At 42.7% G+C, this 13370-nt stretch carries 7 protein-coding genes; 2 read left to right on the top strand and 5 right to left on the bottom strand.

Going from position 1 to position 13370, the window contains the following annotated elements:
• Window positions 1-250: 250 nt before the first annotated feature.
• The 5 genes from mutM to cysM all read right to left on the bottom strand — a co-directional run bounded on the left by mutM (window position 251) and on the right by cysM (window position 7898).
• The gene (gene mutM / locus AAEY75_RS06005) at window positions 251-1189 is read right to left on the bottom strand and encodes a bifunctional DNA-formamidopyrimidine glycosylase/DNA-(apurinic or apyrimidinic site) lyase (RefSeq protein ID WP_197099847.1); all 939 of its coding nucleotides are present in this window, start codon (window positions 1187-1189) and stop codon (window positions 251-253) included.
• A 54-nt stretch (window positions 1190-1243) separates the two neighbouring features.
• Entirely contained in the window at window positions 1244-3796 is a 2553-nt protein-coding gene (locus AAEY75_RS06000; RefSeq protein ID WP_197215889.1) for a RelA/SpoT family protein, read from the bottom strand.
• Window positions 3797-4379: 583 nt separating this feature from the next.
• A complete protein-coding gene (gene rlmD / locus AAEY75_RS05995; RefSeq protein ID WP_197099849.1) occupies window positions 4380-5921 on the bottom strand; it encodes a 23S rRNA (uracil(1939)-C(5))-methyltransferase RlmD in 1542 nt (513 codons plus the stop codon).
• A gap of 73 nt (window positions 5922-5994) precedes the next feature.
• Window positions 5995-6819 (bottom strand): 3'-5' exonuclease, encoded by an 825-nt coding sequence (locus tag AAEY75_RS05990; protein WP_110921733.1) that lies wholly within the window; start codon window positions 6817-6819, stop codon window positions 5995-5997.
• 107 nt (window positions 6820-6926) lie between these two features.
• A complete protein-coding gene (gene cysM, locus AAEY75_RS05985; RefSeq protein WP_502944378.1) occupies window positions 6927-7898 on the bottom strand; it encodes a cysteine synthase CysM in 972 nt (323 codons plus the stop codon).
• Between the two features lie 528 nt (window positions 7899-8426).
• On the opposite strand from cysM, the gene AAEY75_RS05980 reads away from it, so the two are divergent.
• Complete coding sequence (locus AAEY75_RS05980; protein ID WP_352259041.1) at window positions 8427-11996, top strand: hybrid sensor histidine kinase/response regulator; 3570 nt, start codon at window positions 8427-8429, stop codon at window positions 11994-11996.
• Window positions 11997-12358: 362 nt separating this feature from the next.
• Window positions 12359-13171: a crotonase/enoyl-CoA hydratase family protein gene (locus AAEY75_RS05975; protein ID WP_197215893.1), complete on the top strand. Its 813-nt coding sequence runs from the start codon at window positions 12359-12361 to the stop codon at window positions 13169-13171.
• Window positions 13172-13370: the final 199 nt, after the last annotated feature.

Here is a 13370-nt window from a genome sequence, read left to right as displayed (position 1 = left end):
ATTAGTGGCTGCTGATATTTCTACAAAAAAATATCCTCGCAGCGATAGGTAAGCTAAATATTACAGATAAATAAACCGTATGCACTATTTATGTAAGTGTTATTACTATTAAAGCAAGATGTGCGTTAATAAGCAACAAAAATGCGCATGATATGCTGGTTTGAATGAAAAAATATAAGACATTCAAATGAAATTACTACGCTGTTGATTGTAGATCGAAACGGGTAGGTAAAATTACTGAAAATTATGGTTAACCCATTGGTTGACAACTAGGGCAAAAGACACTGGCTCGGCCATTAAGCTTGATATTCTCAAGTGTTGTCTGACAATGTGGACACGCTTCACCTTGTCTACCGTAAACGTTTAGTGTCTGCTGAAAGTAACCTGTTTGACCGCTAGCAACGGTAAAATCTCGTAGTGTCGAACCGCCAAGTGCTATCGCTTTTTTTAGGATAACTTTAATGTGATCAACTAAAATGACAATCTGATCATACGATAGTTGATGAGAAGGTGTGGCCGGGTGGATGCCTGATAAATATAAGCTTTCTGTGGCATAGATATTCCCTACACCTACTACCACTTGCTGTTCCATGATAACTGACTTGATAGGGCGGGAGATAGGTTGCTTTTTTGATTTAGCTTTATTTGTGACTGTGGACTCGGCGTTTTCACCAGATACGCTTGTACGTTGAATCAAGTGGTATAGATAGTCCGCAGTAAATTCATCTGAAAGTGGCTCAGGACCTAGGTGGTCCAATAGCTTGGCACTATAATCTTGATACCATAATACCGAGCCAAATCGTCTTGGGTCATAATAGTGTAGCTGGGATTTGGTATTATCAGCATTATTGAACACTATTACTAAATGGTCGTGCTTGCGTTTATCCGTGCCATAACTATGCTGCTGTAAGCTACCTGACATGCCTAAATGAACTAAAAGCTGTCGAGGTGCTAGCTTATTAGATTGCGCCACTGAGCTACTATCATTAGATGACGCAGGTAAAAAGTTCAGTATTAAATATTTTGCTCGGCGCTCGACACTATCTAGTGTGAAATTAACCAAGATATCTAAGTCATCGGGCATCGCCCAGCGTAACTTCGGCTGGAATATTTTTACATCGATAACCTGTTGCCCTAGTAATGGCGCTAGGCTAGTTTTGGTCGTTTCTACTTCAGGCAATTCAGGCATGATATTTCTATGGCAACTTTATGATTAAATGGATATGTATAGCTAGGCTTGTATTTAAACGACGGCGCGGCGAGCATGCAAGATGCCATGCTGTTGCTCTAACTTAGCCAAGAGCTTAGACAAATGAGCCAGTCCCGAAACTTCAATATGAAATTTCAAAAAGGCAATATTATCGTCATTACTAAGTGTCTGAACCTGACGAATATTGACGTTTTCTTTATCAATAATTTGTGTCAAGTCACGCAATAGCCCTCGTCTATCATAAGCCTCTACATGGATGTCAACCGGTTGATAACGACCAGATTGTACTCGCCAAGCGGCTTCTATCGCACGCTCAGGGTCTCGCTCGATGAGACGCGAATACTCAGGGCAGCCACGATTATGGACACTGACCCCTCGTGACAAAGTAATGTAACCAGCAATTGGCTCACCGTGTACAGGGTGACAGCAACCTGCTAAATTAACTTCAATATTATCCAGACCGTCAACGTGAATCTTATAGGCATCAAGTTTGCCAGTGTCTCTATTATCTACACTGGGTATAAAGTCTTCAGGAGGCCTTTCAGGCTCTAGATGTAGCTGTCGCGAGATATGGCTGGTTAACTGGTTTAGACCGATATCACCGGTGACCAGTCCGACGATAATATCATCGGTAGTATTGGCATTGAAATGCTGAAGATAATCGTTCAAATCGATACTGTTTGGATGTACCGATAGTCGTTCCAGCTCTTTGCTGAGCATTTGACGACCAATCTCAATATTCTTATCACGGTCTTGTTTGTTAAACCATTGTCTTAATTTCGAGCGTGCACGGTTGGTGTGAATATAACCGAGCGAGGCAACCAGCCAATCGCGATTAGGTTCACGTGATGCCTTAGTGATGATTTCAACTTGTTCACCCGTTTTGAGCTGATAGGTGAGCGGTACATAGCGTTGATTGACTCGAGCAGCTTGCGCACGATTGCCAACTTGAGTATGCACGTAGTAAGCAAAATCAAGAACGGTCGCACCTTTTGGTAATTCGGTAATATCACCATCACGGCTGAAGATATAAATACGTTCTAGCTCATCAAAATCAACGAGTTGTTCTTCTTCGTCGAGTTCTATCTCATCTAGATCCTCACCTGTTAACGACGATGACCGTAGCTGATTGCGTGTTTCATTATTAATAGATAAAAGTTGACGCAGAGAGCTGATTCTTTGATTAAGGTAATTATCCTTTTTATTCTTCAAACCTTCTTTGTAGTTAACATGCGCGCACATGCCAAGCTCTGCTTCAAAATGCATCTCATGTGTACGAATCTGTACTTCGAGAGATTTATTTTTCGCAATCACGGCAGTATGTAGCGAGCGATACCCGTTAGATTTTGGATTGGTGATATAGTCATCAAACTGTTCAGGGATATAACGCCATAATCCATGGACCAAACCTAAGACGTGGTAGCAGTCTGAAGGGTTGGTAACCAGTACTCGCAATGCACGAATATCATAAAGCTGATCGAATGATAAGCCTTTGAGCTTCATTTTTCGGTAAATCGAATAGATATGTTTGACACGCCCAGAAACCTCACCTTCGATGTTGGCTTCTGCTAACGCTTCATTGAGTTTGTTTTGCACGCGCTGAATATAGGACTCACGCTCACTGCGTTTTTCAGATAGTAGCTTGGCAATCTCTTTGTAGCGATCAGGTGCAAGATAGCGAAAAGCTAAATCCTCAAGTTCCCATTTCAGTTGTGCGATACCCAGTCGATGCGCTAATGGGGCGTAGATAGTCATGACTTCACGTGCGACACGATTTTGCCTGGCTACACTAGAGAACGTCAGCTCACGCATGGCAAAGGTACGCTCAGACAGCTTAATCAGTACGACGCGTACATCGTTAGTGACAGAGATGAGCATGCTATAAATATTGGATAGCTGGTCACGCTGATTGTTCACGAAGTGATCTTCTAAGCGCTTATTACTCTCGATAATCTCAGACAGCTTACCCATTGCCAAGGCATCTTTGACTAAGGTGGATATATCCGACCCAAAGTTTTTTTCTATCTCAGCGAGGCTAATAATAGATTTACGCGCACTGCGATAGAGCATGGCAGCAACAAGTGCATCTTCATCTTGATAAAGATAGGTCAATATGTCGGTCATACCAATACCAGTGACATAAGCGCCTGAGCGTTCAGACTCGCTAGTATTCATATGATTGCGAATAAATTCACAAGCAGCATGCAGGTTAGGGACAGAGTCTTGACCAATACGTTTGGCCACATTGTCTAGCCAAGTGGGGACGTCGATATTAACCTGATCCAAGTCAATAGCTTCAATTTCTACTTCAGAGAGCGTATTGTTATCATCCAACAGCGGATTATCAGAATACTCGTTCTCAAGCTTTGGATCATGGCTATGAAAAGCATGTAAGGCTGAGCGATCAAAAGTGGTGTGTAGCTTATGAGTTGCTAGCTGGTATTTGATATCGAGCGGGATTTGGGCATAGCTATTGGCAGACTGATGAGAGCGTTGGCTCGCAACCAGCTGGGCTGCAAGCGTTGCACTATCGGCTTGTGTGGTCTGTCCATCCACTAGCGGTAATCCTTCACGAATTTTTACCATAGCCGACTCCTCTTAGCTATTTTGAATTGAGTATAACCCCGTCTACTGTACACACATTTCAAATTCGTACTTTCATAAAGTATCAGATATAAATTAATACGACTGCTAAAAAGCGATTTTTAGCAGCTAGAAAATGCGTGTAAAATATATAAAGCTATGAGTATGAACGTTTACTAAGTTCTGATTTTCTAAACATAGAAAAGTTGTTTACTATTATCCCATTTTGAGATGACAAATCAAGCAAGGCTATGTAATGTCTGCTGTTAATCAGGGCAAATAGCTGTTATTTATTAATGCTGCTGCATCCAAGTTTTGGATGAGCATAAATTGCTATAGTCATTCCACCATAAAAGTATTGCTGCGTTGATCTCGCTTGACGTATTTAATATATAGTTAATTCTCTATAAACTGGATACGGTGTCAGTCTACTATTTGTAGTACTTTCACTCGACTTCCTTGTATCCAAATTATATTGAATCTACTATACGCCGACACTCGATTGCCTTGTAATACTCTTAAATTGAAACGATTATATAAACACAGCTATTTTGCACACTCAATAGTTCACTTAAGAAGCAAGAGGTTAAACAGCTACTTTTTCGAAGCGAGCGATAGATTCAACATGGCCAGTATGGCAGAACATATCCATCACGCCAGCATGTGTCAGACGATAGCCCTGTTCTAATAATGCTTTTGTATCACGTGCAAGTGTTGCAGGATTACAAGAAACGTAAACGATTCGCTCAGCATTAAATTTAGGTAAATACTGCATAATCTCCCACGCACCAGAGCGCGGTGGATCGATTAGTAACGCATCAAACCCTTGGTTGGCCCAAGGTTTATCAGTGCAATCATGTGTCAAATCTTGGCTATAAAACTCAGTATTATTGATACCATTGCGACGTGCATTATCTGCTGCACGTGCGGTCATGGCTTCGCTTCCTTCCACGCCGACTACGGAACCTGTCTCACCGACGAGTCGCGCAAGTGGTAAGCTAAAGTTACCCAAGCCGCTAAATAAGTCTAGTACGCGTTCACCTGCTTTTAGGTCTAATAAATCGCAAGCGAGCTTGGTCATTTGACGATTCACAGATAGGTTAACTTGAGTAAAGTCAGTCGGGATAAATTCAAACGTCAGATCGTACTCTGGCAACTGGTAATACAGACGTCCAAACTGCTGGCTCATGTCATCAGCATCTGTTAATGCAATGCGTTGGATGCTATCAGCACCTTTAGACTGTAGATATAACTGCCAATTACGTGCTGCAAAAAATACTTTTAGCTTTTCTACATCACCGTCTGATAATGGCTCTAAGTTACGCACAATAAGGGCAACTGGCTGATTGCCATCTGGCAACTCAGGTATCTGCTCACCCATGGCCAATTCAAGCTGAGCAATCTTGTTACGACTCTCTAACGTGCTGATCAACGCTTTTAAGTTTTCAATCTCAAACCCAATGCGTGGGTCTAAGATATGACATTCATTCAACTCAGCTAAAAAGTTACTTGAGCGCTCACGGAAACCAACCAAAGCCGTTTCTTTTTTGGTGACATAACGTACACCCAATCTTGCTTTGGTACGATAACCAAGGCGATCACCAACGACTGGTGCAAGCCAATTGTCAGGCTCTATATTGGCTTGGTGTATAAGCATCTCGGCTAGTACAGATTGCTTAAAGCTAATTTGACTTTCTGGCTGCCAATGTTGCAAGTTACAGCCACCGCAAACGCCAAAATGAGGGCAGGGTGGTACAGTACGTTCAGGATTTGGGTTGGCAGTGATGCTGACTGCATCGCCTTCCTCAAAACTGGCACGGCTATTGGTGATTTTGACCAATGCGCTTTCACCTGGCAGCGCAAAACTGACAAAGGTTGTTTTGCCATGCTTGTCTTCAGCATGACCATCGTCAACCCCAAAACCATTGCCATAGATAGCAACACCGCGACCATCATGCGACAATCTATCGATGGTAAAAGGAATCGGTTCTGCATCTTTTAGGCGACGACGTGTTTTTGATGATGGCTTAGATTTTTTCTTATTTGGTGGAACGACGATGGATTGTCTATCGTCAGTTTGTGGCACTGCGTCAGATGCTATAGACGTTTTTGAATCGGTGGGTTGCATAAACCTGCCTTAATAATAAATGATAAATAACAAAGAAATAAAAGTAAAAGTGACTGCTTAAAATGCGGTATTTTTATGAGTTGGGTGCAGATGACCAGTCAGCTATGAAGGCTTGATGACGTATGCTGCCATCTGCTTGGGTATGTTTTACTAAATAGTCATAGCTCTGCTGCTGCCAACTATCAAAGTCTTGTGAGGACAGTTGCCCCGTTAGACGCAACCAGCGCAGATATATAAGCCACGTATTCATGACGTCAGACTCGCAATAGATGGATAGCGCTTGCCAATCCTCATTAGTAACCAGGTCACCAACCATGCTGCCATCAATATTAGTTTTGCCGGGTAGGCCATAAAGGCTTGCGACAATATCCATGGCTTCGCGGTGGCTGGCACCGTACTGACTAAACCTGTCCATCAAATCAAGATGACGAGTGTGGAAGCGGTTAATATAGTTATCAAAGCGCATGTTTTTGATGCGATCGCCTTCTTCAAATAACCATGGCGCTGACAAATCGTACTGCATGGCGCGATATATCAACACAGGGATATCAAAACCTGAGCCGTTCCAACTGATCAGTTGCGGTAGTTTTTCAAGATCGCTGAATGCTCGAACGAATTTAGTGAGAATGTCTTTTTCGCTAAATTTATCTGCAGTCAACGAAAACAATGAAAAATTGCCGTCTTTAATATATAAAGCAGAAATACAGACAATACGCTGTAATGGCAGGCGCATAAAGTCGTGCCCAGCTTCTTGCATACGGATAGCTGTCAAAGCACTTAGCGTATCCGCATCATTGAGTTCAGCCAACTGCGGATAGATACGGCGCGCCGCATCCGTATCGGCGACAGTCTCGATATTAAAAACCAGTATAGGGTCGGAAGGTCGAGCTTGTGACATAGTTAATCCTGACTATTTATCAATTTATCGTCAATCCAACATATAAGAGTGACAGCATTAATCTCTCTTAAATTGAACCAACGATATTGAGCAGCGTTGTCTGTTCGTTACTTAACTTCTAGGCTGCTATCATCGACATCGCTGTCAACAACGTTATACAAACCTGTTGATAAGTAACGGTCACCACGATCGCATACGATAAAGGCAATAATGGCATTAGGATTTTCTTTAGCGACCTGTACTGCTGCCCATGCCGCTGCCCCTGAAGAAACGCCTGCGAAGATGCCTTCAGTTTTGGCCAGTTTGCGCATATAGACTTCTGCGACACGCTGATTAATATCCATGACTTCGTCGACTAAGTCCGCATCGAAGATACCAGGCATGTAAGCGGCAGGCCAACGACGGATACCTGCAATCGCAGCTTCTTCATCAGGTTGCAAGCCGATGATTCTGATATCAGGATTTTGTTCTTTCAGATATCGTGAGACACCTGTGATAGTACCAGTAGTGCCCATTGAGCTAATAAAATGCGTGATTTTACCTTCAGTTTGCGCCCACAGTTCAGGCCCTGTGGTGAGGTAATGCGCCTGACTATTATCAGGGTTGTTGAACTGATCTAATACAATGCCTTCACCCGCTGTCTGCATTTGCAATGCCAAATCACGTGCTGCTTCTATCCCTTCATCAACCTCGATTAACGTTGCACCATAGGCAATCATGGCATCTTTACGCTCTTGGGTTGAGTTGGTTGGCATCAGCAGTGTTATTGGATAGCCACGCATCGCCGCGACCATGGCTAAGGCAATACCCGTATTACCGCTAGTCGCTTCAATTAACATGTCGCCAGGCTTGATGTTACCACGCTGTTCTGCTTGATAAATCATGTTAAAAGCAGGACGGTCTTTGACGGAGCCAGCAGGGTTATTACCCTCAAGTTTGGCCAATAACGTAGCACCATTGGTTAACTTCTCTGTCTCAGGTAGACGTTGCAATTTAACCAACGGCGTTTGACCGACGCAATCAGCAAGCGTCGTCACTTGAGTAATATAGTTAGCCTTTAACATAGCCGGAGCGGACATAAAGTATCCTTATTAATTTTAAAATTGATTTTTGAATAATAGTGCATTTCTTAAATATAATTTTAGTTTTTGCGTCAAGATGTCAATACGGTTGCTATCAGGGTAAGCTAATGATTTTGTAGTTGATTGTATTGTGACAATCACAAAAAAATGGTAACTGGTAAAAAGTTGCGTCATTATATCATTTTGTTTTTGGCTACGCTGATGGCATCAACAGATTTTGGTAAATGAGTGGTGTCTAGAAATAGCTAGACAGCTAAAAGACGGTTGCGGCATCAATCATTAGCCATATCACCTTCATCGATTAGAATCTATAAATGCTGTTAAAATAGCTGAGATATTTATAAAATTTATTCTTAGGCAAAATAGCTTGCCGCTGCTATTGATATAGTCGGTTCAATATAATTTAGATACCAGGAAGCCGAGTGAAAGTACTACAAACAGTAGACCAAGCGAGACTGACACCGTATCCAATTTATAGAGAATTGACGATACATAGCAAAACCCCCAGTAGAGAGTGACGATAGCATGGCATACAAAAAACGTTTTGATACTAGCAGTGCGTATGGCCAATTGATCATATTGGTGTTTTTACCAATTTGTGTGTTGGCAGCCGTCGGTGGTATTTTGGTGTTTTATGAAACCATGCGTGCCAGTAATTCAGAGCAAGGTGTCTTGGCTGAGGCCGTGCTGATTCGTTATACACCAGTGATTGCAGATCTCATTCCTGAACTATTAGAGCAAGAACGCAATCAAGACATCAGCGAAATTCATGTAGGTGAAACACCGCAAACTGTGATTACAAAGCTAGAAGGTATCCAAGATAAATTGGGTCGTATGCAGTCCGAGCAGCACGTACAGCGTATCGCTATTATTGATGAAAACAATCAAGTACTCGCAGCAGTCGGTTACGGATTAAATGAAGCGTGGCCTGCAATAGATACCAAAGCAAAGTTTTTATCGCAAGAACTAACGCCTATTGGTACCGCTTATGGCAGTGTGTTGGGTGAGTTTGAAGGGCAAAGACTGTGGTTGCTCGTCGATATGGACAATGAGCCGCTGTATATTGCGCGTTATCGTATTGCCATGGCGCTAGTGATTACAGGCTTATTCACTATTCTAATTCTATTACTTAGCTTAAATATTTATTCAAAGCGCTGGATAGCACCTATCTACGAATTGCGGTTACAGCTACAGCGTACCCATGTCGATAACCTATATTATCCAATTCCAGTAGAGTCAGATGGGGAGCTAAATCTACTACAACAAGATTTGGTTAGGACATTGCGCCGCTTGCATATGAGCTTTCAGGAGCTTAAAGACCATGCTGAGCAAACCGAAGATGATTTGCGTCTAGCATTTGATGAGATGGAGATGCAAAATATCTCTATCCGTAATGCACGTGATGCGGCCATCTCAACCAGTCAAGCCAAGTCAGCATTCTTGGCCAATATCAGCCATGAGTTGCGTACACCACTTAATAGTATTGACGGTTTTATTAATCTTCTGGCACGTCATGGTGAGCTAAATCCTGAGCAAGACTTATATGTGCAAACCATACGTAAGTCTTCTGCGCATTTGCTTGCATTGGTCAATGATGTCTTGGATTTCTCCAAAATTGAAGCGGGTAAACTGGTACTCGATCGCCATGAGTTCGATCTCTATGACACCATCTATGATGTGGTTGATATGCTCTCGCCAGTCTCAGCAGAGAAAGGCTTACGCATGGCCGTGCTCTTTTATAATGATGTGCCGATGCGTATCAACGGCGATGCCCTGCGCCTCAAGCAAGTATTGACTAATATCGTGGGCAATGCGATTAAGTTCACCGACAGCGGCGATGTGGTGGTGCGTGTCAGCTTGGATGACCACCGTGACAACTACTTGATGATTAGCGTACAGGACAGTGGCAAAGGTATTTCTTTAGAAGATCAAAAAATGCTGTTCCAGAGCTTTAGCCAAGGTGACCCATCAATTACCCGTCAATACGGCGGTACAGGATTGGGTCTGGTCATATCTAAGCAGCTGACAAGATTGATGGGCGGTGATATTGGTTTTCATGACAATGCGCAAGAGAATATTGCCAATCAAGGCGCAACGTTTTGGTTTCGTATGCCCTCACATGTTGATGTGCTAGAGGCCGCTACTGGTCAGACGATTGAGCTACCAGTGTTGGCGCCGTTGGCGAGTGAGACCGATGAGTTTAATGTGCTGGTATGGATCAATCATACGGCGTCTATCCAAGTGCTCAAAGCCAGCTTACAGTATTTACCGATTACCCTTACTCAAGCGAATTCATTACCGGGTGTGCTTGAGTCATTAAAAGAACGCGGCAACTATTGGGATTGGGTCATCGTTGATGATGATACACAAGACGATATGATGGCATTGCTAAAACAAATTCGTCTACATTATCAGGGCAAGCTTGCCGTGTTTGGCTATCAAGTGGCGGCCGACCAAGCGCTATTAAATCGCTATCACGCCAATATACTGTATGAGCCATTAGATAAAAGACAGCTCTATGCGATGCTAGATACGCAGAAACGCAGTGTTGTAAAAAGCCTGCAAGAGCCACGATGGAAAGGGGTGACGGTACTGGCAGTCGATGACCATCTACCCAATTTACTGGTGCTAGATGCTTTGCTGAGCGAGCTTGGTATACAGGTGGTGACGGCAAGTAGTGGTTTTGATGCTATAGAAATTATCAGTAAGCAACAAACCAAACATACCAAATCATCGAAAAGTGATAAGCAAAGTCTGTCAAATAAAACCCAGATATCTAAAGCAGAAGCGCGCGATGAGGTGAATAAAAAATCAAACAGTGCGCTTTATGAAGAGGCAAATACTGAAGATAAAGCGGCTACTCAGGATAAAGGCAGTATTGATTTAATCTTTATGGATATTCAAATGCCGCGCATGTCAGGGCATGAGGCAGCACGCCAAATTCGTAATATTGAGAGTGATGACAACCGTATTCCTATCATTGCTCTGACAGCACATGGATTGGCTGACGAGCGTGACAAGCTTATTGCCAGTGGCATCAATGATTATGTTGGTAAGCCCATAAGCCAACCGCAGTTACTGCAAGTGCTACAGAAATGGCTTGGACGTACAACACCATCAGAATCGATGCTGCTGCCTGATACTGATTTACAAAGTATTGGTTTGAATGAAAGCGATTTGTCAGAACAGGGCTTAGGCGCTATCGATCCGGTAATAGGCCACTCTATAAGCAGTAATACGCAATCTAGCGATTGGCAAAATAGAGAAATTGAAAACCAGTCAACTTGGCCTACTGATGCAACTGTCACGACAGGTTCTATGTCAAAAAGTAATGGGATTACTAGAGATGGCGTATCTGATAGCATAAATCCGCAAAAGATTACTCGCCCTTTATCATTGAAGAAAATTCGTGATGACTACCTGCGAGATAGTCAGCCTCGTGACGATCATAGACGAGAACCACCGCGCGAAACTCAGCCACGTTATGAGGGTTTACACTTAAACAAACATGGACAAGTGCCACTATTATCAGCACCAAAAAAACCGATAGGCAGCTCTTACAACAGAGTAATCGCTCGTACCGATTCGGTAGCACATGAACAAAGTAGAAAGGGTCTAGACAGCAGTAACTATCCCAGTAACCATAACCTACATGACGGTCATGTTGGGGCCAACGATATTAACGCTTCAAATATTCTAGATTGGCAAGACGCGCTCAATCGCTCAGCGAATAAACCTGATTTGGCAGCCAAGCTCATTATTATGATGCTTGACACCATAAATGATGAAAAGCAGGCATTAACTCAGGCATGGGAAACTGGGGATCGTAACATGCTGGCGCAAATTGCCCATCGCATATTAGGTGGTAGTCGTTATACAGGTGTGCCGCAGTTACGTCAGGCCAGTCAAGACCTAGAAGATAAATGCTTATTGAATGTTCAGCATACGACTCCCGCTCAGTTTGCTATGCTTGAGCCGTATTATGAGGGATTAATAGCAGCGTTAAATAATTTGCAGATGTTAGATTTATCTGGCTATCCTCAGCTTAATTATCATCGTTTAAGTGAAAATGATATGACGTGGAAAATGATCTAACCGAACAATAAGATAGGTTGTTAGCTATAAAGTCTATGATTTTTTGATAAGTGGCTTTTTGATAAGTGGCTTTTTGATAAGTAGCTTTTTGATAAATGGCTTTGTGACAGTTCATGAGCGTTTTATATACGACACTTTATATATAGTCGACTCAATGTAATTTGGATACAAGGAAGGTGAGTGAAAGTGTTACAAGTAGTAGACTAAATGAGACTGACACCGTGTCCAGTTCATAGAGGATTGAATATAGTACCGTCGCAGTCAGTTATTGCTGCGGTAGGGTAGAGATAAGCCTGCTAATATTGGGGTCTGTTGAACCTTAAAATATCAGCACTATATGTTATTCATTAATAAGGATTGTTATGAGCCCAATTGCCACTGACCAGTATGAAACCTTAAAAGTTGCTATCACTGATAATATATTGACGGTGACGCTGAATCGCCCACACAAAAAAAACGCCATGAGTTTCAAAGTAGTGAGTGAATTGATTGCTTTGGCAGGCCGTATTAGCAAAGATAAGATGATAAGAGCGGTTATTTTAAATGGTGCAGAAGGCACGTTCTGTGCAGGTATCGATTTGGGTGATTTAAACCATCCAAAAAACAAGGCATTTGCATTTTGGGAACTCATAAAGCCATGGCAGAGCTCGTTCCAACGCGTTTGTCTTGCTTGGCGCGATGTGCCTGTACCAGTGATTGCTGTATTAGAAGGTTATTGTATTGGTGCAGGGCTGCAATTGGCGCTGGCTTGCGATGTGCGCATCAGCCATCCCGATTGTCAGCTGTCTATTATGGAAGCCAAGTGGGGCCTAGTGCCAGATATGGGCTTGACCCAATCGGCGTTTGGCGTGGTGCGAGAGGATGTGCTCAAAGAGTTGGCCATGAGTGCACGTATCATTGATGCTAATGAAGGTAAGGCATTAGGGCTTGTCAGTCATTGTAGTGAGACACCACTTGAGCAGGCTCAGCAGCTTGCCGCTGAATTTGCAGAGCGCTCTCCTGATGCCGTACTAGCCAGTAAGCGTATCATCAATGCCATGCATCATCAGCCAGCGACAACCTTATATAAAGAAAAAGTATGGCAGCTCAAAATGATGCTTGGTCAAAATCGCAAACTTGCGCTCAGAAAAGCCAAGCAAGCCAGTACTGCATTTGGCAAACGTCAGTTCCGCTAAACGATTTTTTTAAATAAATCGTCATTCATATTTTAGGCATTCATTGTATATTCGATTCAATTTAAAAGTCGTATAAGGTAACCAAGTGTAGAGGTAGATTAAATACGTCAAGCGAGGTTAACGCAGTAATACTTTTATAGTGAAATGACTATAGTGATTAGCGATTGTTTTATTAACGTTATACTTCCATTGAAATACA

The organism is Psychrobacter sp. TB55-MNA-CIBAN-0194 (assembly GCF_040309505.1).
GTDB lineage: Bacteria > Pseudomonadota > Gammaproteobacteria > Pseudomonadales > Moraxellaceae > Psychrobacter > Psychrobacter fozii.
Note: the sequence above shows the minus strand (reverse complement) of the source record. Positions and strands in the feature narration are given on the sequence as shown.